This is a genomic window from Arthrobacter endolithicus (genome assembly GCF_026627425.1).
Taxonomy (GTDB): domain Bacteria; phylum Actinomycetota; class Actinomycetes; order Actinomycetales; family Micrococcaceae; genus Arthrobacter_M.
The window spans coordinates 28,810-50,740 of sequence record NZ_JAPNLH010000016.1 but is presented as its reverse complement, the minus strand read 5'-3'; the positions used below and the strand labels follow the sequence as shown (position 1 = coordinate 50,740).

Genomic DNA, 21,931 nt, shown 5'->3' with positions numbered 1-21,931 from the left:
CTGGATTGATGCCGGATCGGGGGCGCCGCTAGGGCACCATCCAGCCCAGAATCGGGGTTGACTGAAGGAAGACGAGGACCGTGATCAGCAGCAGGAGAACCACGCTCCAGCCCGCAAGCTTTCGCAGCAGCGTGCCTTCGGAGCCTTCCATTCCGATGGCAGCTGCCGCCACCGCGAGGTTCTGTGGTGAGAGCATTTTGCCCAAGACACCTCCGGAGGAGTTGGCCGCCGCCATGAGGAGGGGTGAGAGGCCGATTTGTTTGGCGGCCGCAATCTGCAGCGGACCGAACAGTGAATTAGAGGACGTATCTGATCCCGTCAGCGTCACCCCGAGCCATCCGATGAGCGGAGACAGCAAGGTGAAGAAGCCCCCGGCTGAGGCAAGGGCGACGCCGAGGGTGGCCGTTTCCCCGGATAGCGTCATAACAAAGGACAGGGCCAGCACGGAACTGACGGTGACGATGGTCCAGCGAAGTTGGACCAGGGTCTCACCATAGATGCGCACTGCCTGCCGGAACGGGATCCGGTAAATTGCAGTGGTCACCAGGCCTGCGAAGAGGAGCAGGGTCCCGGTCGCTTTCAGATGGTCCAGATGGAAGGTTTCGTTGGCCACCGGCTTACCGACGGCGTCGACAACGTCCAGGCCGGGCCAGCGGAAGGTGACGGTGCCGACGTGCCCGAGCCATGTCTTGACCGCTGGTAGTTGTGAAATCGAGAAGATGACAACGATGACCAGATACGGTGCGACAGCCATCCAGACAGAGCGCGCCGTTGGCCGTTTGTGAGTCACGGACAGGGGATTGATCACGGCAGATGCTGATACGGACTCGGTGACGGAGGCTGCAGCCGGTCCCCGGGCCATGTTCCCGTGACCGGCTGAAGGCCTCCCGCTTGCAGCTGCGGATATAACAGAGGCCCCGCCGACATGCCCGGCGTCCGTTTCTCCGGAAGAAGTAAGAATCTGCGAGGGCTGCCAAAACCGCAGCATGAGCAAGACTGCCCCAATGGCAGCCACGGATGCTACAACATCCGTCAGCTCCACCGCGAGGAAATTGGAGGTGAGGAACTGGAACAGTCCGAACACTGCGCCCGCGACCAGAGCCACCGGCCATGTCTGCTTCACTCCGCGGCGCCCATCGACGATGAAGACCAGCATCAGCGGAACAAGCACGGCCAAAAAGGGTGTCTGACGACCGACCATGGAGGAAAGATCACGCAATGGCAGACCCGTGACGCCATTGAGTGCAATGAGCGGTGATGCCATGGCGCCGAATGCTACGGGTGCGGTGTTCGCCAGCAGGGATACCATCGCAGCCTTCAGCGGTTTCATTCCCGTGGCCATGAGCATGGCTGCGGAAACAGCGACGGGAGCCCCAAATCCCGCGAGGGCCTCAAGCAACGCACCGAAACAAAAGGCGATCAGGATCGTCACGATCCGCTGATCGTTGGAGATCGAGCGGATCGTGTTGCCCAGCGCCTCGAACCAGCGGGTCGCCACGGTGAGCTTATAGATCCATAGCGCATTGATAAGAATCCAGAGAATCGGAAAGACTCCGTAGACTGCGCCCGCCGCTGTGGCGCTGAGGGCCTGGCCGACAGGCATTTGCCAGATAAGAATGGCCATCAGAATTGACGATAAAAGACTGGCCAGAGCAGCTTTGGCGGCCTTGACGCGGAACACGCCAAGGAGAACGAAGAGAATGATCAGCGGCACCGCGGCGCACAGTGCCGAGACGAGCAAGGAGCCGCCGAGCGGCGCAAGAATCTGTTGGAACGAAGTCACAATGAATGCTCCCGGGCTTTCAGGAAGGGGGAAGAATCGGCGTTGATTCAAGGACAGCCGCACTGGATTTCACAGAGCGGAATCGTATTGTTGCTGGGTGGAGACGACAATAAGCGTGTTTCCGGTCACAGTCAATGCCTCTGCCCGTCAGCGCAATGAACGTTGACACAGTCAGATTGAACCCGCATTATGGGTTGGTATGCCACTTTGTGGGTTTTCCCGAGGAGAATGGCGGGCAAGGCCCGAAGGCGAGCCACCCCCCGTTTCCGGGGGCGGGCCTAAGAAGCTCAAAGGCGATTCGGTGGCGAGGGTCGAACTCAGGCAGGGCTGACTTTTGCTCGGCAGGCTTTTATTTTTTGCAAGACAAAACTTTTGGAAGGTTGGAGTATGCCCAACTATGTGAATGCCAGCGGACTCAGCGTGGCAGAGGAACTCTATGCTTTCGTCCGTGACGAGGCGCTGCCGGGCATCGGAATGGCCGAGAACGCGTTCTGGGCCCAGGCCGCAGAAGTCATTGGGCACTTCTCGCCTCTGGTCAGTGAGCTCCTGGATATCCGTGACCTGCTGCAGCAGCAGATTGACGAGTATTACCGTTCACTCGGCGGGGCGCCTGTGGATCCGGACGCCTACGAGGATTTCCTTCGCTCGATCGGCTACCTGGTAGAGGTGCCCGGTGATTTCGCCATCACGACCGGCAAAGTTGACCCGGAGATCGCGACTATTTCCGGACCGCAGCTTGTCGTACCGCTGCTGAATGCCAGGTTTGCGACCAATGCGGCCAACGCCCGTTGGGGTTCCCTTTATGATGCGTTGTACGGCACCGACGTCATCGATCAAGCTCAGGGATGTGGGCAAACGGCTGGTTACAATCCACTCCGTGGCGCCGCCGTCGTGGCCCGCGGGCAAAAGTTCTTGGATGAACACTTGACCCTGGCGGACGGATCGCACGCCGCTGTGGTGGCCTATCGAATCGCAGACGGCGCCCTCGTTGCCGAGACCAATGACGGTACGACGGAACTGGCCAAACCGAGTCAGCTCGCGGGCTATCAGGGAACCGGTGCTGACCCTGAAGCCCTCCTTTTCGTTCATAACGGGCTTCACGTGGAGATCCAGATCGATCGCGGCCACCCCATCGGCTCGGCTGACCCGGCCGGTGTAAAAGACATCGTACTTGAGTCCGCCATTACGACGATTATGGATCTGGAAGACTCGGTTGCGGCCGTAGACGCCGAGGACAAAGTAACGGGCTATCGCAACTGGCTGCAATTGATGCAGGGGACGCTGACTGCAGATATGGCCAAGGACGGTCGCACATTCAACCGGCGGCTCAACCCGGATCGTGTATACACGGCCCCCGACGGCTCGGAGCTTACCCTGGCCGGCCGCTCGTTGCTGCTGATCCGTCAGGTGGGCCACCTGATGACCAGCGACGCGGTGCTCGACGCGTCCGGGAAACCAGTGCCTGAGGGTATCCTCGACGCACTGTTCACCGGTCTTGGCTCCGTTCACGACATCCGCGGGCAGCATGCCGGCCATAACTCGCGGACTGGATCGGTATACGTCGTGAAGCCGAAAATGCACGGACCTCGTGAGATTGCTGTGGCCTGCGCCCTGTTTGCCCGCACCGAGGCAATGCTGGGCCTTGACCCGCTCACTTTGAAGATCGGAATCATGGACGAGGAGCGTCGCACCTCCGCCAACCTGAAGGCATGCATCTGGCAGGCGCGTGACCGCGTGGCATTCATCAATACCGGATTCCTGGACCGTACCGGCGACGAGATCCACACCTCAATGCTCGCCGGTCCCATGGTCCGCAAAGCGGACATGCGTCAGTCAAGCTGGATCGCAGCCTACGAGGACGCCAATGTGGATATTGGACTGGAGTGCGGGTTCAGCGGTCGGGCTCAGATCGGAAAGGGCATGTGGGCAGCGCCGGACAATATGGCTGACATGCTTGCCGACAAGGTTTCCCACCCGCTCGCCGGTGCTGACTGCGCATGGGTCCCCTCACCGACTGCCGCGACCCTGCACGCCATCCATTACCACCAAGTCGACGTGGATGCCCGGCAGGCCGAACTCGCCGGGAAGCGCCGTTCGTCCCTGCGGCAACTGCTCACGGTCCCCGTTGGTGAACCCAGCAGTTGGGCGGCCGATGCCAGGAGCAACGAACTGGACAATAACATTCAGAGCACCCTGGGATACATAGTTCGCTGGGTCAATGACGGGGTGGGGTGCTCCAAGGTGCCCGATATCCACGGCACCGCACTGATGGAGGACCGCGCTACCTGCCGCATCAGTTCACAGCACATTGCCAACTGGCTCCTGCACGGAGTCGTAACCCACGAACAGGTGGAAGCATCACTGCGGCGTATGGCTGCGATTGTCGACGAGCAGAACGCGGCGGACCCTGCCTACCTGCCCATGTCGCCGTCGTTCGACACCGACGCATTCCTCGCAGCCCGCGAACTCGTTCTCGACGGCGCCGCTCAGCCGTCTGGATATACCGAACCCGTGCTCCACCGTTACCGCAGCGCGCACAAGCACACCGGGAATCCGTCGGGATCACAGCAGGTAACCCCTGTGTGAAATGAACCTCTCCATGAATGGCCAATGGCGCTGGCCCGCGCTGGCAATGTTTTCCGCCGGCTACGGGGCAAACCAGTTTGTTCCCCTTCTGGCACTTTATCGCCACACGCTCGGGCTTTCGGATGCGGAAGCGACGGCCGTGTTCGGTATCTACGCCGTGGGCCTGATTCCGGGTCTGATCCTGGGTGGAAGGGTCAGCGATGCTAAGGGACGTCGACCGGTAATGCTGGCCTTCACCGGGGTTTCGCTGCTGGCGACAGCAGTTTTGATCACTGGTCAGTGGGGTGTGACTGGCCTGTACGCCGGCAGGTTGCTCACCGGAGTGGTCTCCGGCACCGTCTTTACAGCTGGCACCGCCTGGGTGAAGGAGCTTTCCGGTGACGGCGCTGCCGGCCCGAGGCGGGCTGCGCTGGCGCTAACGGCAGGATTCGGTGTCGGCCCGCTCGTCGCCGGTCCGCTGGCCCAATGGGGGCCCGCACCTGTGGTGCTGCCCTACGTGATGCATCTGGTTCTGGCCGGTACCACCCTGGTAGTTTTACCGCGCGCAGACGAAACGCTGCCGCCCGGCCGGCGCCTGCGGCCCCGGGAGCCGCTTTTGCCCGCGGCGGTTTTCTCGGACCGCTTCCGGCGCGTGGTCGTTCCGTTGGGTCCGTGGGTGTTCGGGAGCGTAACCTTGGCGTTCACAACGCTCCCGGGACACGCAACCGGATCGACCGGCGTTCTCGGTGTGGCTTTCCCTGGGCTGCTTGCCGCCGGTGCCCTCGTCGCGGGTGTGATCTCCCAGCCTTTGGGTAGGCGGCTATATGAGTCAGGGGCGGTCCACGGAGGGACCGCCGCAGCGATGACGGGCCTGGGCATTGTTGCCGCCGGTTGCCTGGCGGCTGCCTTTGCGACAGCGTGGCCCGGGATGCCTGCTGCAGCGGTGGCCGCACTGCTCCTCGGTGCGGGCTACGGAATATGCCTCATCGTGGGTCTGCGGGAGGTCGAGGACATCGCCGCGCCCGGAGAGCTGGGGGCTGTCATCGCTCTGTTCTACAGCCTGGCGTACTCCGGACTGGCCGTGCCTTACCTGCTCGCTCTTCTGGCCCCGGACACGGGCTACCCCGAGGCGTTGATCTTCACCTCGGTCGCCGTTATTTTGACGTTGACCGCCGTATTCCTGGCAGGTCGCTCCCGCTGCCGGGCGGGAACAGAAACCAATAACTCCTGATCTGCCGCCCCTGCCCGGACCCCCGCTACCGTATCCTCCCCTCCCACCGGATGGGCGGGTCGCAGCTGGCGCTGCTGGTCAGACGTTTGTCCTGATCACTTGAACAGCGGAGACACGCCGCTCGGTCTAGGCTCGGGTGCCGCTGATTATGGACACAGTGCGTATCGCGGATTCGCTCGGGCTCGTCGAAGAATACTGGACGCCACGATCTCGAAGTCTTGTTGGGTCCGGGCCGAATTTTTTGTTGTTAACCCCGTAGCCAAGGCGGAAGTCGTCTACGGGGAATTCCATAGCAGGCGGGAATTTACCGTGGGGGATCGCGTTAGGTTGGAGTATGAAAGCTATTGTGTACCGGGCTACCGGCGACCCATCTGTTCTCGAGCTTGTCGACCGTGTGGTGAGCTACCCGGGGCCCGGAGAGGTCCGTGTCCGGATCAGGGTCTCTGGGGTAAATCCCACGGATTGGAAGTCGCGCCGAGGCGCTCAACCGGGTGAACCGCTGCCTTTTGCAGAGGTCGTGCCCAACCAGGATGGCGCGGGCATAGTGGATGCCCTTGGTGCCGGCGTCGACCGGTTCCGGGTCGGAGATCACGTCTGGCTGGCGTTGGCCGCGTATCAGCGGGCACACGGTGGGACCGCCCAGGAATTTGCGGTTTTACCCCTCGAGCGTGTTTTTGCGCTTCCGGAGCATGCGGGGTTTGATCTCGGTGCGAGCCTGGGCGTTCCAGCCATCACCGCGCATCGGGCCTTAACTGTTGCTGAGGATGGTCCACGCAGGCTGAGCCCAGGCTCACTCAGTGGCAAGGTGGTGCTCGTTGCGGGAGGGGCAGGTGCTGTCGGTCATGCCGCGATCCAGCTCGCTAAGTGGGCCGGCGCCGTCGTTATTACTACCATCAGCAGTCCGGCAAAGGCAGTGCTGGCCCGCAACGCGGGAGCCGACCATGTCATCAATTACACGGAAGCCGACACCGCAGCGCAGATCCGCTATATCGCTCCGGAGGGCGTCGATCTCGTCGTCGAGGTGGCGCCCGCGCAGAACTCCGAACTGGACTTGGCAGTCGTCCGTAACAACGGCTGTGTCGCTGTCTACGCCAATAATGGTGGTGATCACGTTCATTTAGACGTGCGCAGACATTTCAGTCTCAATGTCCGCTACCAGTTTGTGTTGCTGTACACGCTGGGGACGGAGGCTGTGCACGCCGCAGCCGAGGACATCAATGCAGCAGTTGCCGACGGCGCTTTGGCTGTGGGGGAGCAGGCAGGCCTGCCGCTGCATCGTTTTGACCTGGCGGACACGGCTGCGGCCCATGCTGCGGTTGAAGAGGGCATGGTTGGCAAGGTGCTCATTGATGTAGCCCCCGCCTAGGCGTGCCCGCGGCGCCAGGCAGGGAGCCTATCGCTTCCGGTCGGGTAATGGAGGCGTCCTGATGGCGGGCTCAGCCTTGATGAGCAGTCGCGTGGCTCCATGACTCCAACCGCGTATCACGAACCAGGTCGGAGATCTCGGCCATGAACCGGCCAGCAATTCTGAGTGACCCGCAACGGCGATCGCCGCGTGGAAGCGCTCGTCTCCGTCCGCGCCACGCTGTCCCGCACCAACCTCGGCCTCCATTAAAGGCGCGTAGGCGCTGCCAGCGCTGCAGACCATGGTCATTTGCACCTTCGACGTCTTTGATCCGGCTGTCCTGACGGTCGGGAAAATATCCGGCTGAACCAGGGACAATATCATCTTCCGAGAAGCCGCTTTCGAAGCCACGATCCGTAGATTCAGCGCAGAATCGCGGACGAAAATATGCCAACGCGCGGTACAGGTGGTCGAGGGGGTTGCTGCCGCCCACGGGCTGCAGGCCGACATAAAATACACCCTGTTGTATCCGGTACTGGTCAATAATGAAGACACTTACTCCCTGGTCCAGGAAGTGATAACCGATCCGTTGGGTGAAGACCGCTACGCCGAGCTGTCGCACCCGGAAGCTGGCACTGAAGACTTTTCCTTCATTGCCAACGAGGTCCCGTTGGCCGGACACCTCCGGTAACGGAAAGGATGGTTTGTTGTGGACGGCATCTCTCGGGAGGCGTTGCCCCGACGTCAGGCCGTTGCGGCCGCTTCGCGCCAAGCGAACTTCTGGAAAGGCACGTCCACCGGCGTTTGAGCCAGGTGGTTGGTGTAGTTCGACATTACTTTTTGCGAGACTCCAAGGACTACTTCGAGGACCTGGCGCTTGGTGAAGCCAGCATCCAGAAAGGCCCGCACGGCGTCGTCGTCCACGTTTCCTCGCTCACGCACCATACCCAAAGTGAAGGTGCGCAGGGCCTCCAGACGGGGGCTGGGCAAAGGCGTTTCATTGCGCAGCGCTTCGGTGATTGCATCGTCCACCTTCATGGATTTTGCAATACCGGTGTGGGCCGGAACACAGTAGGTGCAGGCGTGTTCGACGTTAACCGTCTGCCAAACGACAGTCAGCTCGTCCTTGTCAAAGCTCGAGTCAAGGAACAGCTGATGCACCAGCTGATAGCCCTCGAGCAGGCCGGGCGCCTCGGCCATGGTCGCGTGCAATCCCGGGATCCTCCCGTTCTGTTTCTTCGATTTGGCGAGCAGAGCCTTGCTCGCTTCGGGTGCTGTGTCTTCGTCGTGCCGTTGGAAATCGATCATGGGTTTCTCCGTTTCAGTCTCGGTCGGCCATCGCAAGCCAGTGGTTGAGGAATCTTCAAAGAGATTCTGGTTAGTTGCCCCTCAGATGCTCTTGTGGTCCTTGACTGCGCCTTCCAGCTCGCGCAGCTTCGGAGCAATCGCGGCATCGACCGCGTGCGGGTCGGTCACGTAAAGCTGCTGCATACCTCGGACTGCTCCAGCAGGCCGGCCCGGACGTTGCCGGCGTTATTGACCAGCAAATCCACGATTGAGCTTCCGGGTTGAGGTCGCGGACCACAGACAGGACCCGGGGGGTGAACTCTCTTTCTGTACCAAACGGTACCCTATTATTGGGGTCTTTGTTACCGAGAGGTACCAAAGTCGTCCAGGCGACGTAGACTGAGCTAATGAGCATTAGCGTGGATGCCGCGATCGGTCGCCCGAGACTCTTCGATGAGGAAGCTGTTCTCGCCAAGCTGACCGATTTGTTCTGGCGCCAGGGGTACGGCCAGACCTCGATGACGGAGATCGTGAGGATAAGCGGGGTCCACAAGCCGAGTCTTTATCGCACCTTCGGCACCAAGGAACAACTCTTCGCCACGGTGCTGCGCCGCTATCTCGCCGAGCGGATTGCAATGTTCGCTGCACTGATCGAACAGGCCGGGCCCGGGGTCGAGGGCGTCCACAGGTTCGTGGAGCTGTTCGAAGTAGACGCGATCTCCGAGCGGGGCCGCGATGGGTGCCTGATGGTGATGGCCTCTAACGAGCTGCGTGGCACCCTGCCGGGCTATGACTTCTCGAAGATTTACCGACGACAGATGCGCGAGCAGATCCGCACCCTCATCGTTCGGGCCCTCCCCGAAGGGGAGGCCGATTCAGCGATTGCCCAAGCGCGAACGGACCTCCTCACCACTTACCTGTTGGGGTTGCAGGTCATCATGCGTTCGGGCGCAGACCCCAGATCCACCAATACCTCAACGCTATGCATGTCACCGTCGACACGTGGTAAAGCCCGTTGCGCGTAGCACCCACCTAACCCGGCCCTGAACTACAGTTTCCGGCCGGTGTCGGTTTATCGGCGTTGAGTCCGTGCTCACTTTTGATGCCTCTGGGCGCGTGGCTTGCTGCTGCTCGCTGACTCGGGTGATTACCGCGATGCTGACTGACGGGCTCGGTTGAACTCGATGTCGTGACGGTGAACGTGTTGGCGAGTTCCTGGTTTCCCGTTAGTTGATCCGCGGTGGGTTCAATTCGGGACGCCCACGGGGAGTGGTCTGTCAGCCGTGGCCTTCGACTTGGCCCGACCGGTTTTGAAACTTGGACCAGCGACACAACGGTTATGAGTCGTGAGCTTGCCGTCGCTGCCAATGAATACTCTGACAAGCCCAGTCATCTTTTCTCTTATGCCGGCCTCGAGGTGAGCCATATCGCGAGGAACGCAGCGCCAAAGCCGACCATCAAAGCTGCGGCGTTGACCGAGCCCGAGATGATTCCGATCGTCTGACCGTACGTGACGAGGCGCACCAGCCCGATGACGATCAGGATCGTGCCGGCCAAGAACAGGAGCACAGGTATCCGCAGCACGCAGCCCAGGGCGGCGAGGGCGCCCAAAACGACGAACGCAAGTGCCTGCACCAGGTTGACCGAGACGAACTGCAGCGGCGTATAGTTCACCAGCGCGAACAGGGAGCTCAAGGCGGTGAAGCCGGCAACTATCAGCCCGCGGATACGCCAATCCCTCGGCGTGCGGGCAGAACGGGTGTCCGCGGTGCCGCTCGCGCTGCTCATGAGAGCACCATCGCGATCCGAGCCGGACGACCCGCCAAGGACGACCACCGCGGTCTCAGCAGCCCGTCGACGCCGGTGATACGACCGGCCGCGGTAGCCAGGATTACGAATTGCGCGGCGAACATCAGGTAGTAACTCCACTGCCACTCCCCGGGCGTGTTCAGCACCGAGAGGGTGATGGCCACGGTCTGCAGGATGCCGATGGCCGCCCAGAAGCGCGTCAGGAAACCCACGAGCAGGAACGCCCCGAGAAAGAACTCTGCGATCAGCACCCCCCAGCCGAAGAGCGCGAAGTTTGGAAAGATAACGTTCTGCACCAGCCAACTGAAGGGCTCGAGCACCGGATGCTTCACCGCATCGGAGGTGAACTGGTACAGACCACTCTGAGAGGCCTGCCCGAAGTCGGGCGGACGCTTCCAATCTACGTTCTGAAGCCACATGAGCCCCACGGCGATCCGGACGGCCGCTAGCACAGCGCGCGCGGGCCGACCGGTCTCGAGACGGTTGATGCCCGACGCTTCGGTGGTCCGGGTCGTACTAGTCATGGCGTTCTCGTTCCGTTCAGGCACAGGCGAACATCGAAGTGGCGGCCGTCACCGACGACCACTGTTGGATGAAGAGTTCGCTCACCCGGTCGAGCGAGGGAGCGAGCGGCAGAATCTGTCGACTCACGAGCGCGTCCTCGTCGAGCGCGGCAACCGGATGCCAGTAAACGCCTTCCGCCGTGACAGTCACCTCGGGGATGAGCGATTTGCTCGAGAACGCGACCCCCTCTTCGGCGACGCCCTGGTGCGCGATGGGTCGGATCACCTGATCTGCCCGCGGGATCCCGAGCCCGTCAAAGAGGGCGTGCAGCTCGTCTAGGGCCGGGTCGTCGTGCGCCGAGATCGTCGCGGCGACCCGCACAATGAAGCCCTCTGCGAGTGCAACTCGAATGCCGTCAAGCGCCCGCTTCCAACTGCCGGCGCCGCGGTGCGAGTCGTGAACGTCGGCCGTGGGTGAGTCCACGCTGATCTGCAGCGTTAATCCCTCGCGCGGCATCGCCCGCAGTTTGCGTAGCCCTTGGCCACGGAACAGCATCCCGTTGGTCAGCAGCGTGGTCGGCAGCCGGTCGGCGCACGCCCGCACAATCATGTCGATGTTGGGCAGCAGGAACGGCTCGCCGCCGGTGAGATACAGCTCGCGCACGCCCCACGCCGCGGCTTCGGCCACGAGCGTCTGGATGGCGTCGATCCCGAGCAGTCGCGGGTCGGTCTTCGGTGAGGACGCGACGCAGCAGTAGTCGCAGGCCAGGTTGCAGTGGAAGTTGGTGTACAGCCACAGCCGGGCCCCGGGCATCCGGTCGGCGGGGATCATCGAGGCCGGGTTGCGCGGCCGGCCCCGACCAACCGTGACGTGGCCAGAGTCCTGCTCGACCATCAGGGTGCTGACGAGGGTGTTACCGGTCTTCTCGCACCAGCGGCGCACGAGTTCCAGGTCGCTTGCTGACGCCACCGCGAACTCGGCGGTGTCACCCTCGGCGAGCTGTTCAACGGTCCGCATCAGCGCCATGACTACCATCGTGCGTCCACCCCCTGCTCCTCGATGGCCTCGAATAGACCCGTATAGCCCTCGAGGTGCGGCTCGACCCATTCAGTCAGCCCCTCCAGTTCGAGGATGCGCCGGTGTGCAGGAACCTCCCAGTCCATGGCGAGCAGCTTCGCCACCCACGGCGCGTACACCGACTCGGGCAGGGTGTCGAGGGCGGTGAACATGCAGTGCGAGTAGGTTTCGGTCTGCCAGACCTGCTCGAGCATTCCGGGCATCAGATCGCCGCGGCCGAGGTTCTCCCAGACCGTGATGCCGACGGCGGCGACATCAGCATCACCGGCAAGTACCGCGTCGATCGCGTCCAGCTCGCTGCGCCCAGTGTCACCGTGCTTGCCGATGTCGCTGTCAAAGCGTCGCAGCTGCATTTGGTCGACGTCCACCCCGGCCGTGCGCAGGTAGTGCAGGGGCAGGATTGCGGCGTGAGCTGAGTCCGCCGACCCGAGTGCCAGGCGCCGGGTCGCGATGTCGCCGGGGCCGGACCAGCCGCTTCCTGCGGCCGCCACGAACACCGTCGAAAAAGCGGCGTCCGTGTCGCGCATGGCGAGGGCCCGCACATGCCCATCGGTCTGCAGCACGGCACGCGCGTAAGCCAGGTTGGTATTCCAGGCAATGTCGATCATCCCGGCTTGTAATGCGTCGACCAGGCGGCCGTAGTTGGAGAACAGCACGAAATCCATGGCCGATGCGGGCTCGTCAAAGTAGTCGCGAATACCTTCCCAGATGGGAACGACGTTCGGCGTGTAGGCGACTGCTCCGACGAGCAGAGGGGCTCCGATTAGCTGCGACATCTGGCACTCAGAACAGCGGAAGGCCGGTGAGGGCCTTGCCGTAGAAGTCGTAGAGCACGTCGGCGGTCGGCGCCATGACCGAGCCGGCGCGTGCGTCCCGGAACGCCCGCTCGATCGGCAGATGCTTCGAGAACGCCGCCCCTCCGCAGACCCGCATCGCCGATTCGGTAATTGTCAGCGCGGCGTCGTTGGCCGAGGCTTTCACCCCGAGCACGAACAGTGTGGTGTCATCGGCGGGGGTCGCGACCCGTGCCGCCGCCTGCGCAAGGTAAGAGCTCTGCGCGGCGAGTGCGATGCTCATTCTCGCCACTTGGGCGCGGATCGTCGGCAGCGCGGACAACGCCTGATCCAGATGCTGCAAGCGGGCACCGGCCACGTGGGTCGTCGCCGCATCCACCGCCGTCCGAGAGAGTCCGAGCGAGACAGCCGAGTTGCCCAAGTTAAACCATGGCAGCACGGTGGCCATCATGGTGCCGAATCCGCTGCCCGCCTCGCCGAGGCGATAGCTGGACGGAATCGTCACCGACACCGACATCGGGCTCGACGCGTTGCCGCGCAGCCCCAGCCCGCTCCATGGACCGGCGATCTCCAGACCCGGGGTGGTGGACGGGATCGCGTACAGGTCGACTGTCTCAGGGTCGACCGCGCTCTTCGACGACATCACATACACATCGGCGTAGCCGGCCGAGGTCACCCAACTTTTGTCGGCCGTGAAGCGCAGGTCGTCCCCGTCGGCGAAGGATTCCGACACGGGAGCCCAGAAGTGCGAGCGCGACCCCTTTTCACTGAAGGCGAGTGTGCCCAGAACCTCGCCCGACGCCATCCGCGAGAGGAGGTCCGGCATCGCGGCCGGCGGGGCGGCTGCCACGGTCACCGCAGCAGCGAGATGCATCAAATAGATCATCGCGGTCGAACCACAGGCGGCAGCGATGGAACCGATCACCTCGATGAACTCGGCCGGGCCGGCGCCTATGCCCCCGGCGTCCTCGCTGATCACCAGACCGAGCAGGCCACTTGCGCGGAGCGCCGCGACCGAATCTACGGGAAAGACGCCGTCGGTATCGACCTGTTCGGCGTGAGCAGCGGCCACTGCCGTAACCTCCGCGACCGCCTCGTTTAGCGTCGTCTGCGTCATGGTCATCCGGTGTCCTGTCTTCGTTGATCAGGTACGTGAACACCGCCCTCGCGGAGAGGTGTTGACTAAGTATGCACCATCGAGACGTCTACGCCCACAGATGGGGCCCGTCGCACACAATGCACCGGTCCGAGAATTTAAGCCGAGCCAGCGACTTCATCTGGCCGCGTGCCTGCGTACCCGCGACCAAGCGCCCGCAAGTACAGGCCAGCAGGGCGCTGCAAGATTTTGGCGTGGGAAATTTCTTCACAGTGACTGGCCAGCCAATTGGTGCGACGACGTCTGAGCGGCGTTGTCCGCCGGGTGCAACACCCGTTACACCGACGCTGCCCTGACAGCCCTATGAAGCCAGGGGAACCCCATACAGTAGCTAACTTTAAACCGTCACTGCCGGTCCTTGACGTAGTCCTCCGGATCAATATCATGGGGTTCAATGCCGGCGGCGTGGGCTGCTTCGAACGCGCAGAAGGCCACCGCGATAGTATGGCGCTCGTCCAGACTGACGTGTCGGCGAAAATCGGTTAGTCCTTCCCGTTCTTCTTCGGCCATGTGGTCGCCGTTGACTTTGTTAACGTTCGCGATTGCTGACCACCAGGAGTCTGATCCGGCATCGTGGGCGGCAACATCGTGGATGGCGTCGCGGATCTCGTTGTGGTCGTGGATGGCGTCTTTGGTTTCCTCACCGGGGCTCCCGTTGGCGCCGGCGTTCTTCCCCAGGGTCAGCAAGACCGGGTAGAAAAGCAATTCTTCGGCTTTGGCATGGACTTCCAGTAGTATCCGGAGCCGCTCCCATACTGCGGTTGCCTGGCCTGGTTCTGCGGCGTGCATTTCGTCCAGCAGGGCGAACATGCGCCGCTGTTCATGGTGGTCATTGAGGATGATTTCGGTGATATCCATAAGAGCGCCTTCTAACTGTTGATGTGCTAAATCAGCCTTGAAGCGGAGAGAAATCAACCGCTTCAAGGAATACCGACTCGATATGCGTCGTGAGCTCGCCCTCTAGGACAGAGGCCGCGCGGGCGCTGATCCACTCCGGGTCGGCTGCGAACGCTGCCCAGTTTTCCTTCGGCGCCCCCCGATGTCGGAGCAGATAAACGAGGGTACCGGCATCTGGGTCGCGAACCCAGTACCCGATGCTGCTCATCCCGTGCCGCTCCAGGAGTCCGACCGTGTGATCGCGGAAACGCTGCAGAAGATCCTCCATTTTGCCCTCGGCCGCGGTGTAGGTGCGCAGTTCAAATGTCATGTAATGGCCTCTTTCGTTGTGCTCCCGGCTGACGTCGGCGCCGGGTGGGCTGGTTGTGTAGCTAAGTGCTGAAGCGTTGATCCGAAGCTACGCAACTGCTTTGTCTGGAGCATTCCGGATCATGCGGTCCATTAACCGGAAGTCCCTACGTATGGGTGCGCCGGCTTCCACCGTGCCAGTCCTCCTGAAGGCCGACCTCGTCGTCGCGCACCCCGAAGCTGCGAAGCTGGGGCTGCTCCCGCAGGCTGCGCTTCATTTCAGCAAACCCGGGGAAGCGCGCCAGGCCAACCACATGATCCCATAAGGCCGCGGCGTCTTCTTCGCGGGGAAGCCGACTGATCACGGGTCCAAAAAAAGCGATCCCGGCGGGAGGCTCAAAATGAAGAATCGGCGTGCCGACGTCCTTGCCGGTAAGTGCCAGCGCCTCCTCGCCCTCCGCCCGGATCACGGCGTCCCACGACGAGTCCTCCAGCGCCGAGGCGTACGAGATGTCCAGATTGGTGGCGGCCAATGCGGGCCCGACGAAGTCCGAGGTCCCACGGTGGTCAAGCTCGGGTGTGTCCAAACTAGTGTCGGGGTCGGAATCGAAGACTTGTGCTCCCAGCCGTTCGTAGAGGGCGCCGACAGACTCCGGGCCGTGGTCGGCGCGGACGGCAGCTGCCACACGAAGCAGCCGCAGGCCCGCGGTGTGGCCGGCATCGTACCCTTCCGGGAAACGGGCGTCGTAATCAACCTCGGCATTGATAAGCCGGAGCGAGATGAACCGCCACTCCACCCGATAATCACGCTGTCGGGCGACCATGCGTACCCATTTGCTGGTCATCCAGGCAAACGGGCACACCGGATCGAAGTAGAACCGGATGTCAGGGTTTTTCATTGGTGGGCCTCCAAATGGTGCAGGATCGCCGCGACTACCTGCTCGGGCGAATCCTCGGTCGGGATGTGCTTTCCGGGAACTTCAGTCAGCTCGGCATTGGGGATTTCTTCGACGTACCGGCGTGCGAAGGAGACCTTCTGGAAGTTGTCGTCCCGGCCCCACACCAACAGTGTAGGGATGGCGGCCCGTTGCAGGGCTGGGACGACCTCCATGGTGTAGCGCTGATCGGCGGCGGCGGCCATTGCCATCCATGACCGCTGCCTGGCAGGCTCAAGCCACGGTGAGAGATAGTCGTCGACTTCTTCCTGGCGCAGCGGCCGGGCGACGGCGCCGCGGGTTGAGATTTCCCGCGCGCTGAGCAGGTCTGCGCCGCTGGTGGCCGCACGAACGTCCGGATCCCGGAATTTCTCGACGGCGGGCACGGGCCAGGAATCAAACATCACCGAATTCATCAAGACAAGGCTCCGCACCCGGCCGCTGGTCGCAGCGATGTGCTGGGCGATCCCGCCCCCGATATCGTGTGCAGCCAGGTCGAAATCCGTGATTCCGAGCTCGTCGGCTGCATCGAGGACGGTCGCGGCGAGTGCGGGGACGGTGGCACGGCCAACGTCGAGCTCACCGCTGCTGCGGCCGAATCCGGGCAGGTCAAGCGCTATACACCGCCTGACCGTGCCCAGCGCGGGCAGCACCGGCTGCCAGACCCGGCTCCAAAACGTTCCGTGCAGCAGAAGCAGCGGGGGAGCTCCTTTATCCCCGGCGGCAAGATAGGACAGCTCCGTCCCGTTCACGCTCACCTGTTCCCGGCGGACCGGCCCGTCCTGCTCACCCATCGCGATCCTTTCTGATGCCTTGCATAGCTGCGGAAGAACGGGGCTCGCCGCGTGGCTTAGGCGTCCCCAGCTCCCGGTCGTCCGACTGTTAAACGCAGCGTGCTCCGGCGATGATGTCACCCAGGCAGCGGCTGGCCCCGGTTCCAGGACCAGTGTGACCTGCACAACAGGTATCAGGATACCCCTGTCCGAAGCCCTGCCGGCAAGTATCCCGTCAGGTAAGGCGGCAGGCGCCGTCTGTGTGGACGGCAACGAAATGACCGCACTTGCAGCTTCACGAGCGACAAAGGCGCAAGATCCGCCGCAGTACAGTCGCCGTCGGAATCCGGCCACGACTGCACCGGACCGATCCGCCACGTCGGTGCCGCCGTCGTCGTTCATCAGCGACGACCGAGAGAGTAATATCCCGGTCGGAATTGTCAGAATTCCTACGGCATTCCCATGGCGTCAGCTTCCCGTCGCGGGACCAGACGGTCCGGGCCCGGCGGAGGGGGCGGATGCACCGGTGTTGAGTAGCTTGAGGGCGAGCACTGCGGCGAGGGTGGCAACGGGAAGTTCAACGAGAACCGCCTCGAGGATAGCGACGGTCAGGGGCGTCCCCGGTGGGGCTGTGGTGATGGCAAAGAGTGCATCAATGCAGAGGCTCGTGGAGAACGCTGTCGTGGCCAACACTGCGTACTTACTGCGTCTGTGCAGGAGTATGGCGCTGCATAGCGCTGCAAGTCCTTCGAAGCTGTCCAAGGCAGCCCACGCAATGTTCCAATTGTTCGCGACGGTTACGGCAGGCAGTGTTCGGGCCAGGTAGATGATCCAAACACTGTAGAAGAGAACGATGCCGGTCCCGGCGATAATGGCTGTCCTACGCCATTTCCGGCCCCACAGGCTCGAGAAAATGCTCGGGCCCACCGAGATTGCCATGACCGCTGTGGCCACCAGCACCAACCCGATTTTCACGTCGGTAAATGATGGGCCGCCGGTCCAACTGCCCGCTAACGACACCGTTCCGCCCCCAGGCTGCCAAGGTTGGCCGGTGACTGGGTGGGAGCCCGTGCAGTCACCGCGCCGGCCGCCGGGATCGACGCAGCAGGCCCGACGACGGTTCTCGCCGTAAGCACCAACAGCCAGGACGGCTGCGGCTGAGACTGTAAGCGGAGGGGCAGGCGGTTGGCATCCGGATCATCCCATGGTCCTTTCGATGTGTCATTGACTGCAGCCGTCCTGGCGGCCGGCCGGGAGCACTCCACGGCGTTGCGTGTAGCAATTCGACCATAGGCAGAGCGGACGGAAAGCGGAAACGACTCCTTGGTCAGCCCGCGCTGGATGGTTTCGAGACCCGCCAGGACTTCCGCGGTGCGCGCAGTGGCCGCACGCTCGAGAACGCGGGAGATGCTGGGAGCACGGGCGCTCGAGCAGGGGATCAGCGGGACGGCATCCGAACAGCGATCCGGCGTGCGGCCGCAGTGAGCACCGGCACGTATTCGATGAGCTGCTCGATGCTGGTCCGGTAAGCCGGCGCGGCGGTCGAGATCGCGGCCAGTGCCACGCCATCCGGGCCGAGAACGGGGACTGCCACGGCGCGGATGCCGACCTCGTGTTCTTGGTCAGCCAGAGCCCAACCGCGGGTCCGCACTTCGTCGATGGCCGCGCGAAAATGCTGGCGGTCGGTGATGCAGTTGGGACCTTTGGCAGTCAGCTCGAGCCTGCTCAACAGGTCTTCGCGGACGGCCTGGGGCGCCATGGAGACCAAGACTTTGCCCTGGGCGGTGCAGTGCAGCGGACCGTGGGTACCCGGCCTGCCGATAACGCTGACGCCTTGGGGGCCCTGGACCGAGTGGACGTACAGTTGTTGATCCCCCTCCCGGACCGCCATCAGCGTTGCTTCGCCTGTGAGCGCTGAGACTTCCTCCAGGATCGGGCGCGCCATCCCCGTCAGCCCGCGGGCCTGGGCCACGGACTGCCCGAGCACGAAAACCTGTAGGCCCAGGGTGTAGCGACGCGATTTTGACTCGAACTCCAGAAAGCCGTCCCGGACAAGTGACCCCAGCAGCCGGTGCGCGGTACTCAGCGGAAGCTGGCACTCACGGGCCAGCTCGGCGGCTGCGGCGCCGTGGGGGTGTTCGCCGAGTCGATTCAGCAAACCGAGAGCCTTGGCTACCATGTCCCGCCCGCTGCTTCTCCGTGCATCTGCCGGGTCATCGACCTCGGTAAAAGTTTCGCTCATCTCCGCCTCCGTATCCGTCACTACTCCCACCATACGGGAATAACGCCCGGAGGATGGAATATTTCCTTGACAAGCGCCTGCAGAGGAAGTCATGCTATTTCTATCTGATGAGAGTCACTCCCATCAGATGGGAGTGGTGCTAATCCTCCAACCACGGCAAGGGAGCCAATATGGACACGCAATCAGGGGCGCATCAGTCCCAGGGATCTAGCAAAGCTGGCCGCTCGCCCAACCCGGGTACCACCGTGGGAGACGTTCTGGGCCACCAGCGTTGGGCCCGGCTGCTGCCGATAGCCTTCGTCACGTACAGCCTTGCGTACCTGGACCGATCGAACTATTCGATCGCCGTCGCCGGAGGGATGAAGCACGATCTCGGGATCACCGGCGGTGTTTCCGCGTTGATTGGCGCGTCATTCTTCATCGGCTACTTCCTCTTCCAGGTTCCAGGAGCGCAGTACGCGGAAAAGCGCAGCGTTCGCACGCTGATCTTCTGGAGCCTGATTCTCTGGGGCGTCCTCGCGGCAGCCCAGGGTGTGATCCAAAATGTGACCCTTCTGATCGTCGACCGGTTCCTCATCGGCGCCGTCGAAGCCGCCGTGCTCCCGGCCATGGTCATCTTTCTGGCTCACTGGTTCACCAAAGCCGAGCGGGGCCGGGCGAACACCTTCCTGATCCTCGGCAATCCCGTGACAGTCCTCTGGCTGACGGTGGTGTCGGGATTCCTGATCGAGGCGACCTCGTGGCGCTGGATGTTCATCCTCGAGGGCATCCCGGCAATCATCTGGGCCTTCGTCTTCCGCAAGCTGGTGGCCGACCGCCCGGATGACGCGAAGTGGCTCAACACCACGGAGCGCGACCAGGTCATCAATGCCCTGGAAGCCGAACAAAAGTCGATCGCCCCTGTCGAGGGCGGCTTGGCCGCCGCACTTCGCTCCCGCAACGTCGTCCTGCTCTCCATCCAGTACCTCCTTTGGAGCCTGGGTGTCTACGGGTTCGTCTTCTGGCTCCCGACCATCGTCAAGGCCGGATCGGGCCAGGGCATCGGACTGACAGGCCTGCTCTCCGGCGCCCCGTATGCGCTGGCCATCCTCGTCATGGTGTTTAACAGTCGCGCCTCTGACCGCTCGGGGAACCGTAACCGGTACGTTTGGCCGTGGCTGGCTCTGGGGGCTGTTGCCTTCTACGGCTCATATCTTCTGGGACCGGACCGCTTTTGGCTCTCCTTCCCGCTGCTGATTGTCGCCGGCGCCGCAATGTACGCCCCCTACGGGCCGTACTTTGCAAACATCTCCGAGTTCCTGCCGAAGGCTATCGCCGCGCCGGCCATTGCCGTGGTGAACTCCTTCGGTGCCATCGGCGGGTTCATCGGCAGTTACCTGGTCGGCTGGCTCGATTCCCTCACCGGATCTTCCTCAGCATCTTTCCTACTGATGGCCGCGTCCCTTGCCGCGGCGGCCGCAATCATGCTGTGGGTGCGTCCCGCCGCAGCCTCACGAACCCTCCCCGGGGCGCAGTTGCCACTCTCCAGCGAGAGCCGAAGAGGACGTGCATGAGGCTCGTCCGTGTAGAGCACGACGGCGGCCCCCGGTGGGCCGTCGTCGACGGTTCCATTCTGGGACTGATCCGGGACCCGTGGCCGGGCGTGGCGGTGGCCACCGGTGAGAGGGTGCCGCTGAAGGGCGCGCGGCTGCTGGCGCCGGCCACACCGATGAACGTGGTGGGCATGTCGCGCAACACCGGGACCGCAGATCGGAAACTGCCGGCGCGGCACCTGACGCCGCTAGACGCCCTCCGGCACGTGCTCGGTTTCACGCTCTCGAACGATGTCACTGCCCGCGGCCTTCAGGCGGGCGATCCGCTCTGGACAACAGCCAAAGGCTTCGACGGCTGGACCCCGCTGGGACCCTGGCTCGAAACCGCGCTTGATCTCTCGGATATGCGGCTGACGTTGAGTATTAACGCGGTGCCGGCCGAATCCGGAAGCACCGCGGAACTCGCGCGCAGCGTCGTGGAGGTGCTGGTGTACATCCCCTCCTTCATGACGTTGGGCCCCGGGGACGTCGTGCTCACCGGGGCACCGGGTGCGGTCGGCAGGATTCGGCCCGGGGACCGGGTCTTGGTCAGCTCGCCGTTTCTCGGCCGTTTGGAGAGTACCGTGGCTGCGGAACCCGTCCTTGCGGACGCCGGAGCAGCGTCGTGAACGGCCCGGTGTTGGACGTCGTCACCTTCGGGGAGGTGATGGCGATGTTCGTCGCTACCGAGTCGGGGCCACTGGAGAGTGCAGTGAATTTCAGCCGTGCCTTGGCCGGAGCGGAAACGAACGTCGCCATCGGTCTCGCCAGGCTGGGCCATCACGTCGGCTGGGTAGGCCGCGTGGGGCAGGACCATTTTGGCCGCTTTGCGCTCGCGGAACTGGCCAACAATGGTGTCGACACCGCTGCGGTTTCCTTCGACCCAGAGGCCGCCACGGGATTCCAGCTCAAGAGCCGTGCGGACGGCGGAGACCCTGAGGTCGCTTACTTCCGGAGGGACTCGGCCGGCAGCCGCCTGTCGCCGTCGCCCGCCACGGATGCCTATATCTCCTCGGGACGCCATCTCCACGTGACCGGAATCCCGCTCGCGCTATCACCTAGCACGCGTGCCTTCACCTTCCGGGCCATCACAATAGCCCGGGAATCAGGAATGACGGTCTCTTTTGACCCCAATCTCCGGCCAGGCCTCTGGGCGTCGCCGGAAGAAATGATCCAAGTGACAAACGATGTTGCCGCCACCGCGGATTGGGTTCTGCCCGGTCTGGCCGAGGGACGGCTGTTGTCTGGTCTGACCGGTGCAGACGCGGACCAGGTGGCCCGCTTCTACTTGGACCGCGGGGCGCAGCGCGTCGTCGTGAAGGCCGCCGTACAGGGCGCTTCGCTGCACACGGCTGCCGGCCGATGGGGCCGCCGGATCTTCCCCGTGGAGGTGGTCGACACCGTCGGCGCGGGGGACGGGTTCGCCGCAGGCCTGATCAGCGCGCACTTGGACGGGCTGTCGGTCGAGGCCGCGCTCGAGAGGGCGGCGGCGATCGGCGCGCTTGCCACCACCAGCAGCGGCGACAAGGATGGCCTTCCTGACCGGCCAGCGCTTGCGGCGTTCCTGGCGGAACAGCACTTGACGGCCGCCCTGAGTTGAGGGGAGCCTGCCTTGAGCGGACTCGGCTGAGGACCAGCACTTCAATCGAACCATGAAAGCTTCACCCAACAGAA

General features: G+C 63.2%; 21 protein-coding genes. 8 read left to right on the top strand and 13 right to left on the bottom strand.

What is annotated here, in order from left to right; genetic code table 11:
- Positions 1-28: 28 nt before the first annotated feature.
- On the bottom strand, positions 29-1,783 hold the full coding sequence (locus tag OS914_RS13830) for an L-lactate permease (protein WP_267546648.1): 1,755 nt from the start codon (positions 1,781-1,783) through the stop codon (positions 29-31).
- A gap of 387 nt (positions 1,784-2,170) precedes the next feature.
- Here OS914_RS13830 and OS914_RS13825 point away from each other — a divergent pair, with 387 nt between their 5' ends.
- From OS914_RS13825 to OS914_RS13810, 4 genes are all read left to right on the top strand, one after another.
- Complete coding sequence (locus tag OS914_RS13825; RefSeq protein ID WP_267546647.1) at positions 2,171-4,369, top strand: malate synthase G; 2,199 nt, start codon at positions 2,171-2,173, stop codon at positions 4,367-4,369.
- Position 4,370: 1 nt separating this feature from the next.
- The gene (locus OS914_RS13820) at positions 4,371-5,579 is read left to right on the top strand and encodes an MFS transporter (protein WP_267546646.1); all 1,209 of its coding nucleotides are present in this window, start codon (positions 4,371-4,373) and stop codon (positions 5,577-5,579) included.
- A gap of 334 nt (positions 5,580-5,913) precedes the next feature.
- Positions 5,914-6,945 carry an NADPH:quinone reductase gene (locus OS914_RS13815; protein ID WP_267546645.1) on the top strand — a complete coding sequence of 344 codons (1,032 nt, stop codon included), beginning with the start codon at positions 5,914-5,916 and terminating at the stop codon, positions 6,943-6,945.
- A 445-nt stretch (positions 6,946-7,390) separates the two neighbouring features.
- Positions 7,391-7,615 (top strand): hypothetical protein, encoded by a 225-nt coding sequence (locus tag OS914_RS13810; protein WP_267546644.1) that lies wholly within the window; start codon positions 7,391-7,393, stop codon positions 7,613-7,615.
- Positions 7,616-7,668: 53 nt separating this feature from the next.
- On the opposite strand, the gene OS914_RS13805 is transcribed toward OS914_RS13810, so the two are convergent.
- Positions 7,669-8,232, bottom strand: coding sequence for a carboxymuconolactone decarboxylase family protein (locus tag OS914_RS13805; RefSeq protein WP_267546643.1), 564 nt, complete (start codon positions 8,230-8,232; stop codon positions 7,669-7,671).
- A gap of 386 nt (positions 8,233-8,618) precedes the next feature.
- Here OS914_RS13805 and OS914_RS13800 point away from each other — a divergent pair, with 386 nt between their 5' ends.
- On the top strand, positions 8,619-9,236 hold the full coding sequence (locus OS914_RS13800; protein WP_267546642.1) for a TetR/AcrR family transcriptional regulator: 618 nt from the start codon (positions 8,619-8,621) through the stop codon (positions 9,234-9,236).
- A 376-nt stretch (positions 9,237-9,612) separates the two neighbouring features.
- Here the strand turns inward: OS914_RS13800 and OS914_RS13795 are convergent, their stop codons facing one another.
- The 11 genes from OS914_RS13795 to OS914_RS13745 all read right to left on the bottom strand — a co-directional run bounded on the left by OS914_RS13795 (position 9,613) and on the right by OS914_RS13745 (position 18,686).
- On the bottom strand, positions 9,613-9,999 hold the full coding sequence (locus tag OS914_RS13795) for an Rv1678 family membrane protein (RefSeq protein WP_267546641.1): 387 nt from the start codon (positions 9,997-9,999) through the stop codon (positions 9,613-9,615).
- Positions 9,996-10,544 (bottom strand): DoxX family protein, encoded by a 549-nt coding sequence (locus tag OS914_RS13790; RefSeq protein ID WP_267546640.1) that lies wholly within the window; start codon positions 10,542-10,544, stop codon positions 9,996-9,998. The genes OS914_RS13795 and OS914_RS13790 overlap by 4 nt, the downstream gene beginning before the upstream one ends.
- Before the next feature lie 16 nt (positions 10,545-10,560).
- The gene (locus OS914_RS13785) at positions 10,561-11,550 is read right to left on the bottom strand and encodes an Rv1681 family radical SAM protein (protein WP_267546639.1); all 990 of its coding nucleotides are present in this window, start codon (positions 11,548-11,550) and stop codon (positions 10,561-10,563) included.
- Between the two features lie 2 nt (positions 11,551-11,552).
- Positions 11,553-12,377, bottom strand: a complete 825-nt coding sequence (locus OS914_RS13780) for an Rv1680 family SBP-like protein (RefSeq protein ID WP_267546638.1) — start codon at positions 12,375-12,377, stop codon at positions 11,553-11,555.
- 7 nt (positions 12,378-12,384) lie between these two features.
- Entirely contained in the window at positions 12,385-13,518 is a 1,134-nt protein-coding gene (gene fadE16, locus OS914_RS13775; RefSeq protein WP_267546637.1) for an Rv1679 family acyl-CoA dehydrogenase, read from the bottom strand.
- Between the two features lie 378 nt (positions 13,519-13,896).
- On the bottom strand, positions 13,897-14,409 hold the full coding sequence (locus OS914_RS13770) for a hemerythrin domain-containing protein (RefSeq protein WP_267546636.1): 513 nt from the start codon (positions 14,407-14,409) through the stop codon (positions 13,897-13,899).
- Positions 14,410-14,440: 31 nt separating this feature from the next.
- Positions 14,441-14,758: an NIPSNAP family protein gene (locus OS914_RS13765; RefSeq protein WP_267546635.1), complete on the bottom strand. Its 318-nt coding sequence runs from the start codon at positions 14,756-14,758 to the stop codon at positions 14,441-14,443.
- Positions 14,759-14,903: 145 nt separating this feature from the next.
- Positions 14,904-15,635, bottom strand: coding sequence for a DsbA family protein (locus OS914_RS13760; RefSeq protein WP_267546634.1), 732 nt, complete (start codon positions 15,633-15,635; stop codon positions 14,904-14,906).
- Positions 15,632-16,465 carry an alpha/beta fold hydrolase gene (locus OS914_RS13755; RefSeq protein ID WP_267546633.1) on the bottom strand — a complete coding sequence of 278 codons (834 nt, stop codon included), beginning with the start codon at positions 16,463-16,465 and terminating at the stop codon, positions 15,632-15,634. The genes OS914_RS13760 and OS914_RS13755 overlap by 4 nt, the downstream gene beginning before the upstream one ends.
- A 447-nt stretch (positions 16,466-16,912) precedes the next feature.
- Positions 16,913-17,419, bottom strand: coding sequence for a hypothetical protein (locus OS914_RS13750; RefSeq protein WP_267546632.1), 507 nt, complete (start codon positions 17,417-17,419; stop codon positions 16,913-16,915).
- A gap of 463 nt (positions 17,420-17,882) precedes the next feature.
- Positions 17,883-18,686, bottom strand: a complete 804-nt coding sequence (locus OS914_RS13745; RefSeq protein ID WP_267546631.1) for an IclR family transcriptional regulator — start codon at positions 18,684-18,686, stop codon at positions 17,883-17,885.
- 170 nt (positions 18,687-18,856) lie between these two features.
- On the opposite strand from OS914_RS13745, the gene OS914_RS13740 reads away from it, so the two are divergent.
- The 3 genes from OS914_RS13740 to OS914_RS13730 are packed head-to-tail and all read left to right on the top strand — an operon-like array spanning position 18,857 to position 21,857.
- Positions 18,857-20,239 (top strand): MFS transporter, encoded by a 1,383-nt coding sequence (locus OS914_RS13740; RefSeq protein WP_267546630.1) that lies wholly within the window; start codon positions 18,857-18,859, stop codon positions 20,237-20,239.
- Entirely contained in the window at positions 20,236-20,886 is a 651-nt protein-coding gene (locus OS914_RS13735; protein ID WP_267546629.1) for a fumarylacetoacetate hydrolase family protein, read from the top strand. The genes OS914_RS13740 and OS914_RS13735 overlap by 4 nt, the downstream gene beginning before the upstream one ends.
- On the top strand, positions 20,883-21,857 hold the full coding sequence (locus tag OS914_RS13730; protein WP_267546628.1) for a sugar kinase: 975 nt from the start codon (positions 20,883-20,885) through the stop codon (positions 21,855-21,857). The genes OS914_RS13735 and OS914_RS13730 overlap by 4 nt, the downstream gene beginning before the upstream one ends.
- The last annotated feature ends 74 nt before the right edge of the window (positions 21,858-21,931 follow it).

Bases quoted from the DNA above. Each gene is read 5' to 3' on its own strand.
- OS914_RS13825 (WP_267546647.1), top strand. From the start codon at position 2,171: ATGCCCAACTATGTGAATGCCAGCGGACTCAGCGTGGCAGAGGAACTC.
- OS914_RS13820 (WP_267546646.1), top strand. From the start codon at position 4,371: ATGAACCTCTCCATGAATGGCCAATGGCGCTGGCCCGCGCTGGCAATG.
- OS914_RS13815 (WP_267546645.1), top strand. From the start codon at position 5,914: ATGAAAGCTATTGTGTACCGGGCTACCGGCGACCCATCTGTTCTCGAG.
- OS914_RS13805 (WP_267546643.1), bottom strand. From the start codon at position 8,232: ATGATCGATTTCCAACGGCACGACGAAGACACAGCACCCGAAGCGAGC.
- OS914_RS13800 (WP_267546642.1), top strand. From the start codon at position 8,619: ATGAGCATTAGCGTGGATGCCGCGATCGGTCGCCCGAGACTCTTCGAT.
- OS914_RS13795 (WP_267546641.1), bottom strand. From the start codon at position 9,999: ATGAGCAGCGCGAGCGGCACCGCGGACACCCGTTCTGCCCGCACGCCG.
- OS914_RS13790 (WP_267546640.1), bottom strand. From the start codon at position 10,544: ATGACTAGTACGACCCGGACCACCGAAGCGTCGGGCATCAACCGTCTC.
- OS914_RS13785 (WP_267546639.1), bottom strand. From the start codon at position 11,550: ATGGCGCTGATGCGGACCGTTGAACAGCTCGCCGAGGGTGACACCGCC.
- OS914_RS13780 (WP_267546638.1), bottom strand. From the start codon at position 12,377: ATGTCGCAGCTAATCGGAGCCCCTCTGCTCGTCGGAGCAGTCGCCTAC.
- fadE16 (WP_267546637.1), bottom strand. From the start codon at position 13,518: ATGACCATGACGCAGACGACGCTAAACGAGGCGGTCGCGGAGGTTACG.
- OS914_RS13770 (WP_267546636.1), bottom strand. From the start codon at position 14,409: ATGGATATCACCGAAATCATCCTCAATGACCACCATGAACAGCGGCGC.
- OS914_RS13765 (WP_267546635.1), bottom strand. From the start codon at position 14,758: ATGACATTTGAACTGCGCACCTACACCGCGGCCGAGGGCAAAATGGAG.
- OS914_RS13760 (WP_267546634.1), bottom strand. From the start codon at position 15,635: ATGAAAAACCCTGACATCCGGTTCTACTTCGATCCGGTGTGCCCGTTT.
- OS914_RS13755 (WP_267546633.1), bottom strand. From the start codon at position 16,465: ATGGGTGAGCAGGACGGGCCGGTCCGCCGGGAACAGGTGAGCGTGAAC.
- OS914_RS13745 (WP_267546631.1), bottom strand. From the start codon at position 18,686: ATGAGCGAAACTTTTACCGAGGTCGATGACCCGGCAGATGCACGGAGA.
- OS914_RS13740 (WP_267546630.1), top strand. From the start codon at position 18,857: ATGGACACGCAATCAGGGGCGCATCAGTCCCAGGGATCTAGCAAAGCT.
- OS914_RS13735 (WP_267546629.1), top strand. From the start codon at position 20,236: ATGAGGCTCGTCCGTGTAGAGCACGACGGCGGCCCCCGGTGGGCCGTC.